The organism is Shouchella patagoniensis, assembly GCF_002019705.1.
GTDB lineage: Bacteria > Bacillota > Bacilli > Bacillales > Bacillaceae_D > Shouchella > Shouchella patagoniensis.
Window position 1 is genome coordinate 2,304,582 of the sequence record NZ_KV917377.1, and the last position, 20,443, is coordinate 2,325,024.

The window sequence follows — 20,443 nt, forward strand, 5'->3', positions numbered from 1 at the left end:
GAAATCGAAACCAATTGATTTGATCGCATGTTTACTGATTCTTCCAGGTTCATCACATTGTTCAATGAACGCTAGTATACGAATTCTAGCGTTACACATTCGTTACAGCTCTGATTTGCTAGTCTTAATGTGTCTAAGTCAAATGAACTAGTGTTTCCACTTTCCTTCCTATACTAATGAAACAAGAGAATGACAACGTACCTATTCATGTTCATTCACAGAAAGAAAAAATGCCTAGTTTTATCCCCTAGGCATCTTCTTCCCTATTCATACGCCTAACTCGGAACAAAGGACGCCGCATCCCAACTTCCATTAAGGTTTATCTGCCGCTCCTTCGATCCGAATCTCTCCGTCTTCTACTTGTTCCCACACAAGTGCTTGCACCCCGCCAAAATAATAAGGGCTCTGCCATTCAATTAGTTGATAGCCTTTGTCTCTTAACAATTGTTTCGTTTCCTCTGCAAAAGCAGATTCAATCATCAATCGCCTTGGTAGGGTCCTAATCAAAAACGTGTCTACTACTTTTCTTTTATCCTCTTTCATAACTCGTGCACCAGTGTCTGTTTAACCAAACGAGTTTATCCTCGACAATAAGCTAGCATGAGTAAAAGGATTACTAGAATGATTACTGTAACTATTTGTGTTAAGCAACCACCAAAACCAAAGCTATCTAGTCTTCCTGACATACCATTATTAATCGATTCCCCTATTTTTTCTCTCGTTTCTTTATCAACATCATGTTTGTTGTTAATCTGAATGACCTCCCATTCTATTTAGAATCGATGCGCATTTTGGTATGAAGGAACTATCACGCCAGATACCAGCAAAGCCTTTATATCGTCTAAAAATGGCACCCTGATTTTAGAAATCTAATTCACCTTCAATTTGCATACCTGAGAAGTCCCTTCAATGATCGAAGATTGATACAACTAGTTTTGCCGACCAACAAATCTATATTTCCGACCAAACACCCCCTAATCCTTAATGGGTTAATTCCTATTATTAAAACGCTCCCTTTATAAAGTTTGTATACAGATAATACTTACATATACCGCGCGATTATTCCTCTTGATTAAACCCGTGCTACACATATCTCAATCACCCCATTTTATATTTTCAGAAAAATCAAGGTTGACAGTGGCTTCCTTCTTGAAGTAGTGTTTTTATATACAGAAAATTCAGTTTCATATAGTGAAAGTGAGGGCTTGGGGTGAGCTATGAAAATAAAAGTTTGATTAAAACATTTAACATTATCCAGGCGTTAAGCGAGAAACCAAGATCCGCTTCCGTACTAGCAAAGCATCTTGGTATGAATGCGAGCACGTTGCATCGATTTTTAGCCAATTTAGAAGGAATGGGTTTTACCGAAAAGATGGCCAATCAAGAAATCCGTCTGACGCACCGGTTTATCCAACTTGGGATGATGGCCCAAAGCCATTTCGATGTTGAAGGATTAGCGAAACCGTACTTGCGGAAGTTGGTTGACGAGACAAATGAAAGCGCTTTATTGTCATCGTTCCACCAATGGCATGTGACGTATTTAGATAAGCTCGAAAGCTCACAAACCGTCCGAATCGTGATTGAACCCGGTGATGGCGCTCCGTCGTATACGGTCGCTTCAGGGAAACTGTTTCTTTCAGAATTACCAGACGTGCAGCTTGAGTCATTTTTCGCAAAAACGACGTTTGTTTCAAAGACTGCTAACACACTGACAACCAAACAGGCGCTTAAAGCTGAGTTTGCGCACATTCGTGATCAAGGCTATGCGATTGATGAGGAAGAGTATGAAGTGGGGCTAAAAGGGTTTGCGGCTCCGATTCGCGATTCGTCAGGGGAAATGGTTGCCGCCTTAAGTGTAGCGGGTGTATCGATTCGCTTTGATGAGGCGAAAACAAACGAAACGATTGAGATTGTGATGCGCTATGCTGCGGAGATTTCGAAAGAATTAGGGTGGAGAGAGACGCGTTAAGGGAGGAGGAATTCGATGAGACAAGTGAAACCAATCTTGTTTGTTTTGGCATCACTGACATGCTTACTGGGCTCGTGTTCAGCAGAGACGACATCCGACGGTGAAGAGATTCATGAGTGGAAAATGAGTGTCACCGTCGGCCCTGGGTCGACTTGGTACCAGGCAGCCACGAAGTTCGCCTCCGACCTTGAAGACAAGTCGGATGGGCGTCTACTCATTGACGTTTATACGAATGAGCAATTATCTGCGGGGAATCCGGAAGCGGGCGTCGAGCAGCTCATGGACGGGATTAAAGATTTCTCTTATAACTCCAGCATTATCTATGCCGGCATTGATCCACGTTTTGGCGTATTGAGTGCACCGTTTCTGATCAATGATTTTGACGATGCTGAGCGCGTCTTAACGGGCGAGAGCGGTCAGTTAATTGAAGACATGTTGCGGGAACGGGGCGTGGAGCCGTTAGGGTTTGCGGAAAGTGGATTCCGACAGATTACAAATGACACGAGACCAATTCATACACCAGAAGACTTGGACCATTTAAAAATCCGGATTCCGAGCATGGGCGTGTTTACAAACTTGTATCGCAGTCAACAGGCCGACCCGATCACGATGGCTTTTTCGGAAGTGTATACCGCCCTCCAACAAGGAACGATTGATGGCCAAGAAAACCCGGTCGATGTGACGTACTCGTCTGGTCTTGTCGAAGTTCAAGCGTACATGACGATGTGGAACTACGTTTATGACGCGCTTATTCTCGGGATGAATAAAGATTTATTTGATTCTTTGTCCACCGAAGACCAAACGCTGATTCAAGAAGTAGCCGCGGAAGCCAATGCGTACCAAATTGAAATCACGCGGGAAAAGGAACAGGCCCAGCTTGAGGAACTTGTGGAATTAGGCATGGAAATCTATTATCCGACGGATGAGGAAATTGAGTTATTTCGAGAAAGTTCTCAACCGGTCTACGACCATTTCCGTGACATCTGGGGCGCAGACAATCTCGATACATTCCAAAAAGAAGCAAATGGTTCATAACCGATTGGGGGATCAGACATGATGAAAGGATTGACTTACATTGAATATGCGCTTGTGATTATTTCGATGGCAGGCATGGCCATCATTACATTTGCGAACGTACTCTCACGTTACTTCTTTGATTCATCGTTTGCTTTTGCGGAAGAACTGACGATTCATTTATTCGTATTAGCGACATTTATCGGTGCTTCGATTGCGATTAAACGCAATGCCCACTTCAGTTTTCGGTTTCTGTATGAAAAAATGACTGCGAAATGGCGTCGCATCACGTTGCTCGTTACGAGTGGTCTTATGGTTGTTTTTCTTCTTCTCACCCTCCATTTCGGGTTGGAGCTTGCATTAAACCAGCTTGAACGTGGCCGTGTGACGCCAGCACTTAATATTCCCCAATGGCTGTTCACCCTTTCGATTCCTATCGGCTCCCTCTTCTGTATCATTCGGACAGTGGAGATGACGATTTTACAGTGGAAAGGGCTTCATTCATCGCCAGTCGCTCATCAATGGGAAGCGAGTGAAACCAAGTCGAGGGAGCTGAAATGAGATGTTGACCGCCCTTTTATTTCTCGTCTTCTTTTTGCTCATTTTCATTAATCTGCCTGTCGCCTTTGCGCTTGGCATTGCCGCTGTGATCGTCCTGCTTCTTGATTCTGGTTGGTCGTCACTCGCCCTTCTTCCAAGCATCATGTATTCATCGATTTCATCGTTCACGCTACTGGCGATTCCGTTTTTTGTACTCGCAGGTGTGATTATGGGGTATTCAGGCATTTCCAAACGATTGATCGACTTGGCTTATCTTGCATTTGGCCATCGCAAAAATGGCATCGTTATCGTTGCCATCGTCGCTGCCTTCTTTTTCTCAGCGATTTCCGGTTCGGGGCCTGCGACGGTCGCCGCAATGGGTGCGATCCTCATCCCTGCACTCGTGCAAAATGGCTTCAAAAAAAATAGCGCATCGGCTCTCGTCGCAAGCTCTGGTTCCCTTGGCATTATCTTGCCTCCAAGTATCGCTTTTATTGTGTTTGCGGTCATTGCGAGCGACTTTATTAGCATATCGATTAGCCGCCTATTTATCGCAGGAATCATACCGGGCATTCTTCTTGCCACCGGCCTTCTGATCGCAAGTATTTACGTGAGCAAACGCACGAGAGCAACGCAATCAAAAGAAGAAGTCGCAGCCGCTGTTGAAAAAGCGCCCCTTCTTGATGTGCTGCGCGCTTTTTTAAACGCCTTACCTGGTTTGCTCATCCCAGTCATCATTCTTGGCGGCATCTATTCAGGAATCTTCACGCCAACAGAAGCAGCCGTCATTGCCGTCTTTTATGCCCTGATCGTTGGCCTTGCCTTTTACCGGGAATTGAGCGTAAAAGACATTCCGAAGATCTTGATTGATGCCTCTGTTCAATCGGCAGTGATTATGTTCATTGTCGGGGTTGCTTCTTTATTCTCGTACATCATTGCCACCCAGCAAATTGCCGCTACGATTACGCAGGCCGTGTTAACGGTTACGTCGAATCCACTCCTTTTGATGCTGCTTGTTGCGGTCATTCTCTTACTTGTCGGTGCTTTTATTGATGCGATTTCCGCCTTTTACATTTTCATACCGTTGCTTATGCCAATTTTGCTTGAAGTTGGCATCGATCCAACGACAATCGGTGTGATGATGACGGTCAGCCTTGCGATTGGCTTATTCACGCCTCCTGTCGGGTTAAACCTATTTGTCGCAAGCGGCATATCCGGTGTTTCTTCTGAACAGATCGTTAAAGGGGTTGCCCCATTTTTAATCGCTTCCCTTGTAGTCTTGCTGATCGTGATGTACGTGCCAGCTGTTTCAAACTGGCTCCCTGATTTACTTGGAATGTAATCTCAAAAAGGAGGATTTACACATGAAAAAACTAAAAAATCAAGTCGCCATTATTACAGGAGCCGCACGAGGAATTGGTGCAGCTTCCGCCCTCGCTCTCGCAAAGGAAGGTTCAAACGTCGTATTGGTCGACATTTTACCGAGTGAAGAAATGAAACAAACGATTCTACAAGAAGCGCCTGACGTAGAGGTGCTGTCAATCGTGATGGACATTAACGATTCACAGGCGATTAAGCGCTTGATGGCTGACGTTTATCAAACCTTTTCCCGAATCGATACGATCGTCAACAATGCAGGCACATGCGCCCGGGTAGACTTGGAAAACCTGACGGAAGACTTATGGGAACGAGACATCAATACGAATTTAAAAGGGACCTTTCTGATGACACAAGCGGCCATTTACCCGTATATGAAGGAACAGAAACGAGGAAAGATCATTAACGTTAGTTCGATCTCTGGCATCATGGGCGGTCCTTTTGCCTCTAGCAACGGAAAGAAATCGGAGCGTTCGGGCCCTGGCTACGCCGCGTCAAAAGGGGGCGTCATCGCCTTTACTCGTTGGGTCGCAAAGGAAGTTGGTTCACTTGGCATCACATGCAACAGCATTGCGCCAGGTCCAGTTGAAACCGAGATTACAAAAGGCATGGATTATCCACTGACAAATCAAATCATACAGCGAATGGGTACACCTGAAGACATCGCTGGAGCAGTGGTCTACTTCGCTTCGCCTCATTCTGATTATGTGACAGGTGAAGTCCTCAAAGTGTGTGGAGGAAGCGCCATTGGTTAATTCACAAGCAAGAGGAGGGTTGGATATGACATTGGAGAAAAGGCGGTCACATAGTCAACTGACAACCAACAATCAAACGGTTTACGGCTCCCTCGCCGCCGGCGATGATTTGATGGACACGATTCTGCTCATTTGTGAGGACTACGACATCCGTTCTGGCATGGTGACATGTATCGGTTCACTTGAGCAAACCGGCTTTACGGTCTTTAAAACGGAAGGTGGCAAACCGAGCGGCTATGCGGCACCTACCATCATTTCTGAACCCGTCGAATTGATTCAAGCGACCGGATTTATTTGTGAAGACGAGACCGGGGAACTCGATCTTCATATGCACGGCTTGGTAGAACGACAGGACGAACGCATTCAAGCGGGTCATTTTCTTCGCGGCTTAAACAAAGTCTGCATTATCGTTGAATTTGTGATTCAAACCTCCCCAGTCGTCGCTGCGACGAGACAATACGATCGCTCGCTCGGCTACAAGGTGATGAATTTCACTCAAAGAGAGGAGAGCAACCGATGACCACACTTGGCTCATTAGCAAAAAAAGCATTCAGGCAATATTCAGAGGAAGTGGCTGTCGTCGATCGCTTCCGAACACTCACCTACCGCGAGCTGCAAGAAGATTCAAGTCGCTTGGCGAACGGGTTGACCGCTCTCGGTCTGACAAAAGGCGACCGCGTGGGCATTCTGATGTCCAACCGAGCAGAGCACGTCCTCCTTGACGTGGCTGTAGCGATGGCAGGATTCATCAAAGTCCCGATCAACTTTAAACTACACCCAAAAGAGATGGCGTACATTATTGATCACGCTGGTGTCTCTGTCCTAATTGGCGAAAAGGCATTGCTCTCCCCTTTGACGGTCGACTGCCCTGTTTATACGGTAGAACACTCGCTGGCGTCTTTTTTAGCCGAGCAAGCGCTCACCCTACCTACGATCAATGTGGTTGAAACCGATCCTTATGCCCTGATGTACACGTCAGGGACAACCGGCAGACCAAAAGGAGCAATTCTCTCGCACCGAGCGATGGTCTCTTCGGCCCAATCGCTGATGATGGCTTGTGAAATCAGCTATGACGACATCATTGGGCATGTCGCACCACTCACGCACGGAAGCAATTTTCTCGCACAATGTGCGTTGATCTTAGGGCTGAAGCAAGTCATTTTCGATACGTTTGATCCTGTACACTTTATGGATGAGCTTGAACAGGAAAAAATTACAACCATTTTTATGGTGCCAACAATTTTAAACATGATGATTCATGAACCAAGCTTTACCCCTTATAAACTCCGCTATTTAAAATCGATTAATATGGCGGGTGCGCCGATTGCAGTGGAGAAGCTACACACCGCGCTTGAACAGCTTGGACCAATTTTTGCGGAAACGTACGGTCTTGTCGAAGCGCCGATGACGATCACGATTATGCCAAAACGCAAGCTGCATGAGCGCCTCGCTTCTTGTGGAGCGGTCAGCCCGGTCGTTGAGATGTGCATTCGGGATGAAGACGGCAAAGAAGTGGCTCAAGGTATGGTTGGAGAAGTGACATGCAAAGGCCCACTCGTCATGAACGGGTATTGGAACAATGAAGAAGCCACCGCTGAAGCGATTCGGGACGGCTGGTTTTACACCGGTGACATGGGGTGGGTCGACGAACAAGGCTACTTGCATCTCATCGATCGAAAAAAAGACATCATTATTAGTGGAGGGATGAACATTTACCCCCGTGAAGTGGAAGAAGTCCTCAACGAACACCCTGATGTGAAAGAAACATGTGTCTTCGGTGTACCCGATGACAAATGGGGTGAAAGCGTGTATGCGCATGTTGTCTTAAAGCAAGGGCACACCGCACAAACCGCGGACCTCTTGCACCATTGCAAACAAAACTTAGCTAGTTACAAGAAACCGTCTTTTCTGCAATTTGTAAGCGAACTTCCCAAGAATTCGTATGGGAAAATTCTCCGCAGAGAACTGCGTAACCTTTACAAGGAAGGGGTGAAGTGAATGACTGCTATTGCTGTAACAGGAACAGGCATTACCCCTTTTGGCAAACGCGATGAATCGTTAAAAACGTTGTTGCTTCAAGCATGTCGAGAGGCGTTACTTGAAGCAGAGCGCCCACGAGTGGACGCCTTGTTTATCGGCAACTTCATCGGTGGTCCCCTTGCAAATCAAGAAATATTAGGGGCAATGATTGCCGGTGAACTCGGGCTTGGCCCGATACCAACGATGAAAACTGAAGGGGCGTGCGCTTCAGGTGGGATTGCATTCCGGCAAGCGTATCAGCTTGTTAAAGCCGGAGAGTATGATTGTGTGCTTGTTGCTGGCGGAGAAAAGATGACCAATCACCCGACGGAAACGGTCATTACCGCTGTGAATTATGCGATGGACAACGAATCGAGCGAAAGCTTTTCAGGCCTTACGTTTCCCGGATTTTTCGGTGTTCTCGCTAATCGGTATATGCATGAGTACGGCGCAACCAAAAAACACCTTGCGCTCGTTGCTCACAAAAACCGGATGTACGCATTAAACAATCCGATTTCACAATTTAAAAAACCGGCAAGCATTGAGGAAATCATGAACGCTAGACCGATTACCGAGCCGCTTGGCTTGTTTGATTGCTCCCCTATTTCTGACGGCGCAGCCGCGGTCGTCATTCAACGAACGAACAGCGGCGGTGTAGAGGTGCTGGCCTCTGGCCAGTCATCGGGAACACCGCTCATGCAGGAAGTACCTGACATGCTGCGCATGAATGCGACGTACACATCTGCCCAGCAAGCTTACGCTGAAGCAGGCTTCGGTCCCAAAGAACTGGACGTCGTCGAACTTCACGATTGTTTTTCAATGACTGAAATCATCGCCATCGAAGAGCTTGGTCTCTTCGAACATGGACACGGCTTTGAGGCAGTCGAACAAGGACAAACAAAGCACGGCGGCACCATCCCTGTTAATACGAGTGGTGGTTTGCTTTCCAAAGGCCACCCCATCGGCGCTACAGGTGTTGCACAAATCGTCCAGATTGTGCAGCAGCTTCAAGGCAGGGCATGCAACCAAGTAGACGGTGCCAAAATCGGACTTTCTCAAAACCTTGGCGGCACAGGCGCCTACTCCACTGTGCACATTTTCAAAAAGGCAGGTGTGTAACATTGGACATTCCAACAGCTTATTGCCCTACGTGCAACAAACGCTGGACTGAAGACAAACAATTTTGCTCGTCTTGCTTAAGCGATGAGCTAGAGAAGCAACCGATTGCAGGCCAGGGAACGGTTTACTCCTATACAAAAATTCATGCCGCCCCTAAGAAATACGCACAAGACGCGCCTTACTTTGTTCTCCTCGTTGACCTTGATGAAGGACTGCGTATCACCACAAAGTATACCGGCGATACCATTGCGATCAATGACCCCGTCGTTGTATCGGAAATTCAAGACCGAGCGTATGTAGTATCAAAACGATAGATGGAATTCTAAAGAGGAAACCAGACGGTGTGAAACCGTCTGGTTGTTTGTTTTCTTTACTGTAACTAGTCGTTTGTGAGCCGGAACACCAATAGAATAGAAACTGAAGTATTTCTCTGTCAATATCTCCCTTTACAGTGAAGAAAAGTCCTTTTTGTATTTCCTGCAAGACAACAGCACCCTTTATCAGATTTATAGTGAATGATCAGGAGGGTGAGTCCTTAAATGAAAACCTGAAAACTGCACGTATTTTAGCTGAGTCTTGTCAACTGAAATGAAGCATTAATAATGGTTACTCCATTAGCTGTAACTGATAGAATATCAGCTGTAGCCCCAACATTTTGTAGGGTCAAACTTGCTCCGCTTGGAATGGTTAAGATTGCAAATCCCGAAACAAGTCTCGTTGTATTGATGCTGGAACCAATTTGTCCATACTGGGTTGAAAGTTGTGTTGTTCCATTTAAAACGATTGCATAAGCAGCAGGATCAACTCCTCCAACAGTAACTTGCTTGGTGATTTCATAAGAAACCCAATAATTCCCTCCAGTTGTCACAGTAATTAGTGCTGTTCCAGGCACATGAGCAATACCACCAATTAAAGGACCATTTGTGCTGAATAAAACGTTCCCCCCAGAAGGTATCGTTTGTGCCCCTGTGTTATAGACGTAACCATGAGCAGGTGGGAAACCTCCCGTTACTCCGGTGATTCCTGTGGCTCCTGTAGATCCGGTTACTCCCGTGGCTCCGGTTGATCCTGTTACTCCGGTGCCCCCGGTGGCTCCGGTCGCGCCTGTCAACCCGGTGGCTCCGGTCGCGCCTGTCAACCCGGTGGCTCCGGTTACTCCCGTTGCTCCCGTTGCTCCAGTTTCTCCTGTTTCTCCTGTTTCTCCTGTTGCTCCCGTTAACCCGGTTGCTCCGGTTGTTCCCGTGGCTCCAGTTGGTCCTGTTGGACCTGTTGCTCCCGTTACTCCGGTGGCTCCTGTTGTCCCTGTTGTTCCTGTGGCTCCGGTCGCTCCCGTTGGCCCTATTGCTCCCGTTACTCCGGTTACTCCTGTTGCTCCGGTGATTCCTGTTGCTCCCGTTAACCCTGTTGCTCCGGTTGTTCCCGTGGCTCCTGTTGCCCCTGTTACTCCCGTTGCTCCAGTTACACCAGTAGCTCCTGTTACCCCGGTCACTCCCGTTTCTCCTGTTACTCCGGTGGCTCCCGTGGCTCCCGTGGCTCCTGTTGTTCCCGTTGCTCCCGTTAAGCCTGTAGATCCAGTTAGCCCAGTTACTCCTGTTACTCCGGTTGCTCCTGTCGATCCAGTTATTCCTGTCGATTCAGTTAGCCCAGTTGCTCCTGTTAACCCGGTGGCTCCTGTCGCTCCCGTTGGACCTGTTGCTCCCGTTGCTCCGGTTACCCCTGTTACTCCGGTTGATCCTGTTACTCCCGTTGCTCCAGTTGACCCTGTTACTCCAGTGGCTCCAGTTGACCCTGTTACTCCAGTGGCTCCTGTTACCCCGGTCGATCCCGTTTCTCCGGTTGGCCCGGTTACTCCAGTTACACCGGTGGCTCCGGTTGCTCCTGTCGATCCCGTTTCTCCTGTTACTCCCGTAGATCCTGTCGATCCCGTTAAGCCTGTTGCTCCTGTTACACCAGTAGCTCCGGTGCCTCCCGTGGCTCCTGCTGCCCCGGTGGCTCCGGTTGACCCTGTTACTCCGGTCGCTCCCGTTGGCCCCGTTACTCCCGTGGCTCCGGTTGACCCTGTGGCTCCGGTCGCTCCGGTAGGCCCAGTAATACCTGTCCTCCCTTCACCCGTTGGACCTGTTGGTCCAGTAGGTCCGGTAGGTCCAGTAGAACCAACACGATTAAATAATCCGCTTCCGTTTGTTAAGCTTCTCCTAAACCTTTGGATACCTGAACCTTCTTCATTAAAATTCAACGTACTTCACCTTCTTTAATAACCTTATTTCTTAAGATATGAGGATGAATAAGAATGCGTTATTACTTTTCATCATTCTCCACTCATCGACCGGGCTATGAATTAAAAAAGAAAACATAGTAAATATAAAGCTTAAAAAAGAAAGTGCGTATACGACGAGTTCGAATGTGAGGAACAAAAATTTAGTAGAAACGAACGGTGCATACGCGAACTAGGCAATCAGTATTACACCAACAACAGCGGTTCTCCACCCTTTCATTACTCGATCCCTCCCCCCATTTCACTGCTCTCTGTCGTAAGAGCTTATAATACCTCGAAAAAAAAAGCAGTGCATCCAAAAGCGGGAGCGCTACTTAGGTTTGAGTTCTTTATGTAAAGGCAGTCTTCCACTGCCCTATTAAGACATTCGAATCATAAAAATTTCTTTCTACTGTTGATTCTCATCCAACACTAAACGCAAAAAATCAATCTCTTCATCTATAGCTTTTAGTAAGCTCTCACTTTCATTTGACCCAAGTTCTTTTAGCTGCTGTAAAAAAGAGATCTCCCGTTCGAACAGGAAACGTTCACATGGGTCTAGCATAAAAGACCCTCCTTCGTCTGTCTGATTTCTCTATTATCCCGTTACCCGCTTTGCTTGCAGCGCACACGTAAGAAGAGTCATTTACATAATTGAATGAAGAAAAGAGCGTACGCTCGGTGTTTATGTTGTACAGCCGAGGTTTGGAAAGATCGAGGGGGAAGTGAAGCCTATAAAAATAGAAAGTTTGTGGAAGAAAAACATGGTCAATTAAAGTATCTTTAATTGCTTAATTATGAATGAGGCGGTATCGTTTTTTCTATATCTTGAATCAAACTGCCACCTCTTTGCGGCAGTTTCTTCAATATAAAAATAAGAATATGTTATTGTTATGGCATAGGGATAAATCAACATTAAGCGGCGTTGAATTGGAGGGAACAGCAGGGAGAGATTGCAATCCACTGTGTGAAATCTAAAGGACCTTCTGCTCTTTTCTCAACTTTACGTCCAGCTATGATCATTTAAACAAAGTAGTGGTTCTATTAAAAAAATCAGATAGACACGCATTGCAAAAAAAGAGAGCATATACGCTCTCTTTTCGTATTTTCGTTATAAGCGTAAATGATGTCTTAAGTGAGCGATGTAGTCGGTCTCACAATCACTTCATTGACAGCGACATCGCTTGGTTGTTGAATTGCATAACTGATGGCATGAGCAATGGCGTCTGCCTGAAGTGCTTTGCGACGATATTCTTTCATAAACTGTTTTGTTTCATCGTCGGTAATGCTATCGGCTAGTTCAGATTCCGTTACACCTGGCGAAATGAGTGTTGACCGAATATGATTCCCTTCCTCTTGCCTTAATCCTTCATTAATGGCTCGAACCGCATATTTGGTAGCACAATATACTGTAGCTGTTGGCGTTACCTCGTATGCACCGATCGAAGCAATATGAACGAATTGACCGAATCCTTGTGCTTTCATAACTGGAAGACCCGCTGCAACCCCGTGAAGAACACCGCGAATATTGACATCAATCATTTGGTTCCATTCATCTATTTTTAATGCCTCTAAAGGGGATAACGGCATCACACCAGCATTGTTTATCACAACATCAATCTGTCCAAATCTGTCTTGTGCTAAACCAATAATCGCTTTCATTTGTTCCATATCCGTCACATCAAGCTGTTGAATTACTGCAGAACCTCCCTCCGAATGAATAGAGGAGGCCAATGCTTCTAGTCGACCTAAACGCCTAGCACCTATAACGACGTGAGCTCCTTGATGGGCGAGTAATCGCGCGGTTGCTTCGCCAATTCCGCTACTTGCTCCTGTAATCACAACTACTTTTCCACTTATTTCATGCATTGTATCTCGCTCCTTCAGTTGATATAATTGAATGTAACAGCGAATATATTCATAAAATTACAACTACTCCTCTCGATAAAACACCATACCCGCATGGTAGAGTACATCATTCCGGAAATGACCATCGGCCGTAAACCCTGTATCATCGACATATTCGATCTTATTTCCATCAATTGTATACTTACCCTGATAGGCACTCTCGCGGTCACCTCGCGCTTCATCATAGCGCCCATTCGGCAACAATTCTTGCCGAACAAATCCATCTTCTGTCACCCACATCCCAACATAAGAATGACTTTCTGAACGTTGATTATTCATCCGATCCCCTTCTTCCGTGTTCGACTCTTCTATTTCCGAAGCATTCTGACAGGACTGCAGCATCATGACACAAAACAACGCAACCATCAGCAGAAATTTACCTGTCATGTTGTCACCTCCTTAAAAGACTGGTAAATTAGCCTAGCTTTATTATGAAACCATTTTGTAGGAAGGCGGTAGCTAGATCCTACAGAATCATTGCCTATTTCTCCAAATGATTATATATTTAAAATTATGAGTAGATACAGAGGAGACGAGACGAATGGATGACGTAAGGGATAAAGGAGAGTTGGCACGAATCATAGAACGGTTTACGAAAAAAGACGGTACCTATCAGACGGTGATTCCTGCTTTGCGTTTTATTCGCGCGTCTCATATGTCCGAGCCGGTTCATTCCGTATATGAACCTTCCCTTTGCATCGTAGCACAAGGTTCAAAATTGGTTATGCTGGGAAATGAAAACTTCCAATATGGTGTTGGCAGCTATTTAACGGCTTCCGTCCATTTACCGATTACAGGCCAAGTCATAGAAGCTTCCCTGGAAACACCTTATTTGAGCCTTCAATTGCAACTCGATATGAAGCAGATCCTCGATATCATCCGCGCTTCCGATCAAGAAGCAAAGCCCGACGGTGTCGTTAGGCGCGGCTTGATGATCAACCATCTAAACGATACGCTTTACGATGCCACACTTCGTTTCGTCCGATTGCTGGAAACGCCACACGATATTCCGATACTAGCCCCCACTATGATGCGAGAAATGGTATATCGAGTCATCCAAAACGATCAAGGTGAGGTCTTGAGACAATTTGCTTTAATGGGTAGCCATACACAGCGAATTGCAAAGGTGATCAAACGACTTAACCGGGATTTCTCGCTGCCCTTGCGCATTGAAAAGTTAGCCGAGGAAGCAACAATGAGCCCTTCTTCCTTGTATTATTACTTCAAGAAGATAACGGCGATGAGCCCAATACAGTATCAGAAGAGGCTTAGGTTACAAGAAGCACGTCGATTGCTTCTATCTGATCAGATAGAAGCAGCAGAAGCTGCCTTTCAAGTCGGCTATGAAAGCCCTTCACACTTTAGCCGAGATTATGCACGCTTGTTTAATGAACCCCCCAAAAGGGATATTCGGCGCTTGCGTGAAACGATGAAAAACGAAAAAATTAGATCATACTAAAAAAGGGTCATAACCATAGGTTAGACCCTTTTCCTAAATAGAATTAACTGTAACATTTGTAGCTTGTCTTTCATTGTGAAGCAAAGATGGATTTTATCTTTGAATAGCGTGGTCAAGATGGAGCATTTCTTTTAAGACGTGATCAAGCGCTTCATCGTCAAATACGCGTTTCCAATCTTCTTTAATAATCGCTTCTTTTCCGTACTCAATTGCAACCATGCATGCATCAGAGAAAGGATTTGTTCCTTTAAGAGCAACAGCGAGAGCGATTTGAATGTGACCGTATAGCATCGCTTTGGCCGCTTCTTCTGGTACACCCTTCTTCACTGTTTCTTCAAGGCTTTCATTTAAAACCGTCCCGATCATACAAGTGATTACTTCAGCTAAAGTTGGTTCTAAAATCGCCATTTGTTTTACGGTAATGGTATGAACCGTTTCAACTGGTGCATACATCGAGCGTATGACTTCTTTTGACTGTTCGTATAAGGAGTCTTTCCCTGAATACTTAGCGGCGACAACATCCTGTTTTGCAGCAATACCTCCAAAGAAATCAGCATGCTCCTCTTCTGTTAGATGCTTTCCAAATACAGACGGATGACAAGGATGGGCCACAACGGATGTAATCTCGTCACGGTCTGCTAGAAGATTCGCATATGCAGCAGCAGGATCAAGGGTAATTAATACAGCATCAGGTTTCATCATAGGTACCACTTGAGCGGACACTGGACCAAGAACGGTATCTGGTGTTGCTAAAATAATAAAGTCACTATCAGGAACAACTTCAGATACTTCTCTCACCTGTATGCCTTTAGTCGCTAACTCCTCCTTTTTGTTTGCAGAGCTTTCGCAAAAGTGAGTGATAAATCCTCCATTTTTTATTAAATTCGCCGTAATACGTGTTCCCATCTTTCCGCCAGCACCAATTAATGTAATTTGCTTTTTTTTCATGTTGTTATCCTCCTTAAGTAATTCATACTTTCCTCGATCCACTTTTTTTCAATTTCAATTGTTTTTTCAATCGTCCCTTGAAAAGGGAGCCAAAATTCAAGAATTGCACTTAACTCTTTATTCTTTTTCTGATTTAACGAATTCATTAATAAATCTGTATTTAATAAGCCCTTTCCCAACGAAGTTCCTGTTAATGAAAACCCTACCCATCCGTCATGTCTTGTAAAGTGAAAATCTTTCACATGAAGATTGTTGACAAAAGGAGCGGTGTTTTTTATGACATCACCTGGCATCTCAAGGGAAGCAATTGTATTTGCAGGGTCTAAGCAAATACCTAAATGGGAGTGATTTAACGTACAAACGATGTCGATCAATTGACGAGTAGGTACTTGCTCATATGTTTCTAATGAAAGTTGTATATTTGCTTCCTTGTAGAATGGAAGGACGCTTTGAAGTCGTTCACATGCTTCTGCATTGCTTGGTTTATCGTCAGGAGTGTGGAGCATTGTTCGAACGACTTTAGCACGTAACGTTTCAGCAATTTTTTTAAAATGTAACAGGTGTTCTTTATTAATGCCGCGTGTCCCTATTTCTAACTTGACCTCAAGAAAATCAGCATAATCTGCAATGTTTTTTAATTCTTCTGTCGTCGCTTTTTCAAGTGGTGGGTAGTCGCAAATTTGAAAAACTTCTCCTCCATAAGATTTCGTGTCCTTAATCATATCTAACATCGTTAACGGCCTACTTTTTCTATTATGTTGCCAGAAAAATGCATAGGTACTCAAACCTATTTGCACGTCAATCACCCCTCTTTTAATTAAACAAACACATTTGCGATTAATAACATTCCAAGTGAAAATAGCCAGATTAAAGTCATAGGGATTGACCAAACCATAATTTGCTCTTTGACATTTTTAATTCCCATCAGTCGTGTAATAACATGGAACCCACTATCGTTAAAATAGGAAAAGACAAACGCCCCCATTGTTGCTGCTTGAGCGGCTAATATTAAATTTACATCCATGTTTTGTAAGATAGGAGCTGTAATTGATGCAGCTGTAATCATGGCAACTGTTCCACTACCTTGAATAAGACGGACAATACTGGCAACAAAAAAGGGGATTAATATAGCTGGTAGCGGTAACGACGCCACAAGACTGGCAATATAATCACCCGTGCCACTATCGCGCAAAATATAACCCAGCGCTCCACCAGCACCAGTAACTAACAGTATAATCCCTGCTGAGCTTACGCCTTCTTCCATCCTTTCGAGCGCTTCTGAACGCTTGATACGATAAAATAATGTATAAATTGCAATAAGCAATCCCATTCCTACTGCGACTACTGGTGTTCCGAGAAAAATAAGGAAGTCATAAAACCCACCGGTAAGACCTAGAGCATTTAATCCTGTATTCATAAAAATAAGTATTATTGGTAGAAAAATCGGTAAAACAGAGAGAAAAAGGGAAGGCAACTCTCTTTTTTCTTCCATATCAAGTACTTCTTGATAAGTCGTAGGCTTATTAGGGCGATACCAGTCTAGTCCATCCTCTGTAGGCAATTGATGAATTCGTTTTCCAATCCATTTAGCATAATAGACTCCTACGAAAATGAGGGGAATTCCAAATAATAAACCTGATAAAAGTAAGTGTCCAATGTCTACCCCGAAGATACCCGCTACACCTAAAGGTCCTGGAGTTGGCGGCACAAAATGGTGAGTAATAATGAGTCCTACACCTAAGGAAACACCTAAAGAAACAATAGATTTTCCCGTTTTTGAAGAAAGCGCTTTAATTACAGGTGCTAAAATAACAAAGGCTGAATCCACAAAGATTGGAATAGAGACAATGTAACCTGTCAAAGCCATTGCCCACTCTTCTTTTCTTTTACCAATTATTTTTATGACACTAAAAGCTAACCGTTCAGCTGCTCCAGATACTTCTAACACTCTACCAAGCATGACGCCAAAACCAATAACGATACCAATTGAGCTAAGTGTTGTTCCAAACCCATTTGTTATGGAGTCAATAACTGAAAGTGGTGGCATGCCACCGATAATTCCAGTTAGAGAAGCTCCAATTAACAAAGCAGGAAAAATATGTACTTTTGTCTTAATAGCTAAGAAAACTAGTACAAAAACACCTATAACAAGACCTAAAACCATTTGTCCTTCATTTGTCATATGTATCTCCCGTTAAGTATAAGTTTTATCATACTACTTGTTTTTCTTTCGGAATTAGGAAATTCGAGCTTAAAGTCTGCATCTTTTGACTTTTACCGTGAAGTAACATTGAATGAGTTGTATAAGAACCTAATGAATCTTTACTTATGCCTTTTAATAAATAGGAATCTGTTACAGCAGTAGCCACAAATAAACAATCATCCGATTTCACTAAATCAGCTAGGGTCAAAGCTTTTTCAACGAATTGTATGCCCATCTTTTGACACCGTTTAATTTCTAGTGTGTTCTGAGGTTTTAAGCGCGCTTGGAAATCACCGCCTAAACATTTAACCGCTACCGCTGAAATGACACCCTCTGGTGCTCCTCCAGTACCAATAAAGAGGTCAATTGGGTCCTCTTCAATGGCAGCGGCAATAGCGTAAGAGACATCTCCATCATGAAAAAGCAAGGTTTTCACGCCCAAACGTCGCAACGTTTCAATTTGCTCTGCGTGTCTGCCACGATCTTGGATTGCTACTGTAATCTCATCAGCTGATGTCTGTCTTATCTTCATAATTGCTTGTATGTTCTCTTCCAAGCACTTATCGATATGAACATGACCAACTAAATCTTTACAGACGGCCATTTTCTCCATATACATATCGGGAGCGTGAAGCAATGTGTTTTTTGGAGACGCCGCAAGAATCGTCATTGCATCCCTTGTGCCCTTGGCGGTCATGGTCGTGCCGTCAAGGGGGTCCACTGCCAAATCAAGCTCCAACCCTTGACGATTCCCAAGGATTTCCCCAATGTAGAGCATCGGTGCCTCATCAATTTCTCCTTCACCAATGACGACACGTGCTGTCATACTCATGTCGTTTAGAGTTGTACGCATTGCAGTCGTTGCGAGATCGTCAACCTTCCATTTATCCCCCTTCCCAACATACGGGTAGGCTGCAACGGCAGCCGCCTCAGTTACTCCAACAAAATCAAGCAGCATGTGCTTCAAATCGAATCCCCTCCTTAGTTTAATGATTCTTCTTTATCAATTATCATCTGTACTTTTTTACCAGAGCGAGATTCGTCGAAATTCAATCCTAAGTAAGCTTTTACAATTTTCTTCCCTGATTCAATTCCAATCACTTGGGCACCCATCGTAATGATTTGTGCATTATTGCTAGCGATTGCTCTTTCGGCAGAGTATACATCATGCGTTGTTGCTGCACGAATGCCTTTGTATTTGTTCGCAGCAATGGCAACACCTAAGCCTGTTCCACAAATTAGAATTCCTCGATCATAGACTTTATGAGCGATCTTTTCAGCTACCTCGAAGGATACGCTCGGATAGTCAGTCGAGTCACAAGAATGACAGCCAAAGTCCTCCACCTCGTATCCGAGTTCCTCAGTAATAAATGCTTTAATCTTCTCTTTAAATTCGTATCCATTATGATCACTACCAATTGCTATTTTCATCGTGTATAGCCTCCATCCGACTTAATCTGTATTAATTCTGTTAGCATTTGCTTAAATAAATCCATATCCCATGCGGCTCTACCGACGAACAAACCGTTGACATGCTCCAACGCTCGGTAGGAATGGAAGTTATCAAGATGAACACTTCCTCCGTATAAGAGAGGAATGCTATCACCTACTGAACGATAATGTTTTCTAAGGTGATTGCGAATGAAAGTATGAATGCGATCTATATAGGCCGCTTCTGCCGGAACACCTTGCTCACCAATTGCCCAAACAGGCTCATATGCCAAAAGCAGACTGCTAAGGTCTTCTTCTTGTATTCCATGTAGCGCTCTATCGATTTGCTGTGCTAAGTAGTTAAAAACAGCGCTTTCACCTGCTTGTTTGGTGTCCCGATCTTCGCCAATGCATACTAACGGTTGAATCCCGTGATGGATGGCGGTTTTAAGCTTTTTGTTCAATTGTTCATCTGTTTCGTTAAAATACTTTCGACGTTCAGAATGACCAAGTTCAATCATTTGCACGCCCGCTTCCGTTAGCATCGATGCAGAAATTTCACCAGTATATGCACCTTGCTCCGCCCAATGCATATTTTGAGCGCCAAGCTTAATGTTTGTACCATTCAGCGCAGGATGGATGCTAGGAAGCGACAAAAAAGAAGGGATAACAAACAATTGTAAACCAGCTTGCCTAGCGTCTTTATCAAATGTTTTTAATTTCTCGACATATGCAAGTCCTTCTTTAGTTGTTTTTGTCATTTTCCAGTTTGTACCGATCCAAAAAGGTTTCATGTTGAGACCAGCTCGATCCATTCCTTCATTGAACGGAAGATAATCCAAACTGTAGTTGCTCCAGCATCTTGGTGACCAATTGCTCGTTTGCCTAATGACTTCGCACGTCCAAAGTTGGCAGTCAATTCTTTTGTATCTTCTACGCCTTGTAAGCTTGCGGCTTCCACTCTCTGAAGGACTTCATAAAGTGGAAGACCCTCTGCAGCTCCTTGTTTAAACGCCTCCACAGCAGGTGCAAGTGCATCAATCATTGTTTTGTCACCCACAGAAGCCTTTCCTCTTGTTTGAATGGCAAGTAGCGATTGTTGAAAAAAATCACTTAAGGTCGCTGTATTTAATTCGTTTGTGTCGGCCATTGTTTTTAGGCCCCCAGTAAACAAGGTTCCAAAAATAACTCCAGAAGCTCCACCCATAGATGAAATCATTGACATACCTGTCGTTTTAAAAACTTCCTGTATCGTTAAAGGATCTAATTTCAAAAGGTTTTCAGTTGCTTTATTGAATCCTGTTTCCATTCCAATTCCGTGATCGCCATCTCCAATTGCACTATCAATTTCTGTGAGTGTTGGTTTCGCCTCAATCACTTTTTCTCCAATATAAAGAATCATTGCCTTCGTTTGCTCGGGTGTTAAGGATTCTACTGTTGCTTGCAT

The 20,443-nt window shown here is 44.5% G+C and carries 22 protein-coding genes; 10 read left to right on the forward strand and 12 right to left on the reverse strand.

All coding sequences use genetic code 11. The features are described from left to right. Positions 1 to 312 precede the first annotated feature (312 nt). Entirely contained in the window at positions 313 to 543 is a 231-nt protein-coding gene (locus tag BK584_RS12250; RefSeq protein ID WP_078392869.1) for a hypothetical protein, read from the reverse strand. A gap of 667 nt (positions 544 to 1,210) precedes the next feature. On the opposite strand from BK584_RS12250, the gene BK584_RS12255 reads away from it, so the two are divergent. Genes BK584_RS12255 through BK584_RS12295 form a run of 9 tightly spaced genes read left to right on the forward strand, consistent with a single transcriptional unit; the run spans position 1,211 to position 9,107 of the window. Beyond that, on the forward strand, positions 1,211 to 1,969 hold the full coding sequence (locus BK584_RS12255) for an IclR family transcriptional regulator (protein ID WP_078392870.1): 759 nt from the start codon (positions 1,211 to 1,213) through the stop codon (positions 1,967 to 1,969). A 15-nt stretch (positions 1,970 to 1,984) separates the two neighbouring features. Then, complete coding sequence (locus BK584_RS12260; protein ID WP_078392871.1) at positions 1,985 to 3,004, forward strand: DctP family TRAP transporter solute-binding subunit; 1,020 nt, start codon at positions 1,985 to 1,987, stop codon at positions 3,002 to 3,004. Positions 3,005 to 3,022: 18 nt separating this feature from the next. After that, positions 3,023 to 3,544, forward strand: coding sequence for a TRAP transporter small permease (locus tag BK584_RS12265; RefSeq protein WP_078392872.1), 522 nt, complete (start codon positions 3,023 to 3,025; stop codon positions 3,542 to 3,544). Position 3,545: 1 nt separating this feature from the next. Beyond that, positions 3,546 to 4,865, forward strand: a complete 1,320-nt coding sequence (locus tag BK584_RS12270) for a TRAP transporter large permease (protein WP_078392873.1) — start codon at positions 3,546 to 3,548, stop codon at positions 4,863 to 4,865. 22 nt (positions 4,866 to 4,887) lie between these two features. Continuing rightward, entirely contained in the window at positions 4,888 to 5,655 is a 768-nt protein-coding gene (locus BK584_RS12275; protein WP_078392874.1) for an SDR family NAD(P)-dependent oxidoreductase, read from the forward strand. A gap of 25 nt (positions 5,656 to 5,680) precedes the next feature. Then, positions 5,681 to 6,175 (forward strand): PPC domain-containing DNA-binding protein, encoded by a 495-nt coding sequence (locus tag BK584_RS12280; RefSeq protein WP_078392875.1) that lies wholly within the window; start codon positions 5,681 to 5,683, stop codon positions 6,173 to 6,175. After that, positions 6,172 to 7,653 carry a class I adenylate-forming enzyme family protein gene (locus BK584_RS12285; protein ID WP_078392876.1) on the forward strand — a complete coding sequence of 494 codons (1,482 nt, stop codon included), beginning with the start codon at positions 6,172 to 6,174 and terminating at the stop codon, positions 7,651 to 7,653. The genes BK584_RS12280 and BK584_RS12285 overlap by 4 nt, the downstream gene beginning before the upstream one ends. Then, entirely contained in the window at positions 7,654 to 8,793 is a 1,140-nt protein-coding gene (locus tag BK584_RS12290; RefSeq protein ID WP_078392877.1) for a thiolase C-terminal domain-containing protein, read from the forward strand. A gap of 2 nt (positions 8,794 to 8,795) precedes the next feature. Then, positions 8,796 to 9,107, forward strand: a complete 312-nt coding sequence (locus tag BK584_RS12295; protein WP_169871233.1) for a Zn-ribbon domain-containing OB-fold protein — start codon at positions 8,796 to 8,798, stop codon at positions 9,105 to 9,107. 251 nt (positions 9,108 to 9,358) lie between these two features. On the opposite strand, the gene BK584_RS25705 is transcribed toward BK584_RS12295, so the two are convergent. The 4 genes from BK584_RS25705 to BK584_RS12315 form a co-directional block, all read right to left on the reverse strand. Next, positions 9,359 to 11,029 (reverse strand): collagen-like domain-containing protein, encoded by a 1,671-nt coding sequence (locus tag BK584_RS25705; RefSeq protein ID WP_139365665.1) that lies wholly within the window; start codon positions 11,027 to 11,029, stop codon positions 9,359 to 9,361. Positions 11,030 to 11,456: 427 nt separating this feature from the next. Next, positions 11,457 to 11,612: a hypothetical protein gene (locus BK584_RS24620; RefSeq protein ID WP_169871235.1), complete on the reverse strand. Its 156-nt coding sequence runs from the start codon at positions 11,610 to 11,612 to the stop codon at positions 11,457 to 11,459. Between the two features lie 566 nt (positions 11,613 to 12,178). Beyond that, positions 12,179 to 12,916: an SDR family oxidoreductase gene (locus tag BK584_RS12310; RefSeq protein WP_078392879.1), complete on the reverse strand. Its 738-nt coding sequence runs from the start codon at positions 12,914 to 12,916 to the stop codon at positions 12,179 to 12,181. 63 nt (positions 12,917 to 12,979) lie between these two features. Then, a complete protein-coding gene (locus tag BK584_RS12315; RefSeq protein ID WP_078395582.1) occupies positions 12,980 to 13,234 on the reverse strand; it encodes an Atu4866 domain-containing protein in 255 nt (84 codons plus the stop codon). Between the two features lie 262 nt (positions 13,235 to 13,496). Here BK584_RS12315 and BK584_RS12320 point away from each other — a divergent pair, with 262 nt between their 5' ends. Continuing rightward, complete coding sequence (locus BK584_RS12320; protein WP_078392880.1) at positions 13,497 to 14,414, forward strand: AraC family transcriptional regulator; 918 nt, start codon at positions 13,497 to 13,499, stop codon at positions 14,412 to 14,414. 93 nt (positions 14,415 to 14,507) lie between these two features. Here BK584_RS12320 and BK584_RS12325 read toward each other — a convergent pair whose 3' ends face one another. Genes BK584_RS12325 through dhaL form a run of 7 tightly spaced genes read right to left on the reverse strand, consistent with a single transcriptional unit; the run spans position 14,508 to position 20,443 of the window. After that, the gene (locus tag BK584_RS12325; RefSeq protein WP_078392881.1) at positions 14,508 to 15,362 is read right to left on the reverse strand and encodes a phosphogluconate dehydrogenase C-terminal domain-containing protein; all 855 of its coding nucleotides are present in this window, start codon (positions 15,360 to 15,362) and stop codon (positions 14,508 to 14,510) included. Further along, entirely contained in the window at positions 15,359 to 16,159 is an 801-nt protein-coding gene (locus BK584_RS12330) for a sugar phosphate isomerase/epimerase family protein (RefSeq protein ID WP_078392882.1), read from the reverse strand. The genes BK584_RS12325 and BK584_RS12330 overlap by 4 nt, the downstream gene beginning before the upstream one ends. A 20-nt stretch (positions 16,160 to 16,179) precedes the next feature. Continuing rightward, positions 16,180 to 17,544, reverse strand: coding sequence for a GntP family permease (locus tag BK584_RS12335; protein ID WP_078392883.1), 1,365 nt, complete (start codon positions 17,542 to 17,544; stop codon positions 16,180 to 16,182). 28 nt (positions 17,545 to 17,572) lie between these two features. Further along, on the reverse strand, positions 17,573 to 18,523 hold the full coding sequence (gene glpX / locus BK584_RS12340; protein ID WP_367579325.1) for a class II fructose-bisphosphatase: 951 nt from the start codon (positions 18,521 to 18,523) through the stop codon (positions 17,573 to 17,575). 23 nt (positions 18,524 to 18,546) lie between these two features. After that, positions 18,547 to 18,996: a ribose 5-phosphate isomerase B gene (rpiB, locus tag BK584_RS12345; protein WP_078392885.1), complete on the reverse strand. Its 450-nt coding sequence runs from the start codon at positions 18,994 to 18,996 to the stop codon at positions 18,547 to 18,549. Further along, positions 18,993 to 19,790 carry a triose-phosphate isomerase gene (locus BK584_RS12350; protein ID WP_078392886.1) on the reverse strand — a complete coding sequence of 266 codons (798 nt, stop codon included), beginning with the start codon at positions 19,788 to 19,790 and terminating at the stop codon, positions 18,993 to 18,995. The genes rpiB and BK584_RS12350 overlap by 4 nt, the downstream gene beginning before the upstream one ends. Then, positions 19,787 to 20,443: a dihydroxyacetone kinase subunit DhaL gene (gene dhaL, locus BK584_RS12355; RefSeq protein ID WP_169871237.1), complete on the reverse strand. Its 657-nt coding sequence runs from the start codon at positions 20,441 to 20,443 to the stop codon at positions 19,787 to 19,789. The genes BK584_RS12350 and dhaL overlap by 4 nt, the downstream gene beginning before the upstream one ends.

What these genes read in the sequence shown, in the direction of transcription:
- BK584_RS12250 (WP_078392869.1), bottom strand. Translation starts at nt 543, where the DNA reads ATGAAAGAGGATAAAAGAAAAGTAGTAGACACGTTTTTGATTAGGACC.
- BK584_RS12260 (WP_078392871.1), top strand. Translation starts at nt 1,985, where the DNA reads ATGAGACAAGTGAAACCAATCTTGTTTGTTTTGGCATCACTGACATGC.
- BK584_RS12265 (WP_078392872.1), top strand. Translation starts at nt 3,023, where the DNA reads ATGATGAAAGGATTGACTTACATTGAATATGCGCTTGTGATTATTTCG.
- BK584_RS12270 (WP_078392873.1), top strand. Translation starts at nt 3,546, where the DNA reads ATGTTGACCGCCCTTTTATTTCTCGTCTTCTTTTTGCTCATTTTCATT.
- BK584_RS12275 (WP_078392874.1), top strand. Translation starts at nt 4,888, where the DNA reads ATGAAAAAACTAAAAAATCAAGTCGCCATTATTACAGGAGCCGCACGA.
- BK584_RS12280 (WP_078392875.1), top strand. Translation starts at nt 5,681, where the DNA reads ATGACATTGGAGAAAAGGCGGTCACATAGTCAACTGACAACCAACAAT.
- BK584_RS12285 (WP_078392876.1), top strand. Translation starts at nt 6,172, where the DNA reads ATGACCACACTTGGCTCATTAGCAAAAAAAGCATTCAGGCAATATTCA.
- BK584_RS12290 (WP_078392877.1), top strand. Translation starts at nt 7,654, where the DNA reads ATGACTGCTATTGCTGTAACAGGAACAGGCATTACCCCTTTTGGCAAA.
- BK584_RS24620 (WP_169871235.1), bottom strand. Translation starts at nt 11,612, where the DNA reads ATGCTAGACCCATGTGAACGTTTCCTGTTCGAACGGGAGATCTCTTTT.
- BK584_RS12310 (WP_078392879.1), bottom strand. Translation starts at nt 12,916, where the DNA reads ATGCATGAAATAAGTGGAAAAGTAGTTGTGATTACAGGAGCAAGTAGC.
- BK584_RS12315 (WP_078395582.1), bottom strand. Translation starts at nt 13,234, where the DNA reads ATGAATAATCAACGTTCAGAAAGTCATTCTTATGTTGGGATGTGGGTG.
- BK584_RS12320 (WP_078392880.1), top strand. Translation starts at nt 13,497, where the DNA reads ATGGATGACGTAAGGGATAAAGGAGAGTTGGCACGAATCATAGAACGG.
- BK584_RS12325 (WP_078392881.1), bottom strand. Translation starts at nt 15,362, where the DNA reads ATGAAAAAAAAGCAAATTACATTAATTGGTGCTGGCGGAAAGATGGGA.
- BK584_RS12335 (WP_078392883.1), bottom strand. Translation starts at nt 17,544, where the DNA reads ATGACAAATGAAGGACAAATGGTTTTAGGTCTTGTTATAGGTGTTTTT.
- glpX (WP_367579325.1), bottom strand. Translation starts at nt 18,523, where the DNA reads ATGCTGCTTGATTTTGTTGGAGTAACTGAGGCGGCTGCCGTTGCAGCC.
- rpiB (WP_078392885.1), bottom strand. Translation starts at nt 18,996, where the DNA reads ATGAAAATAGCAATTGGTAGTGATCATAATGGATACGAATTTAAAGAG.
- BK584_RS12350 (WP_078392886.1), bottom strand. Translation starts at nt 19,790, where the DNA reads ATGAAACCTTTTTGGATCGGTACAAACTGGAAAATGACAAAAACAACT.
- dhaL (WP_169871237.1), bottom strand. Translation starts at nt 20,443, where the DNA reads ATGCAAGCAACAGTAGAATCCTTAACACCCGAGCAAACGAAGGCAATG.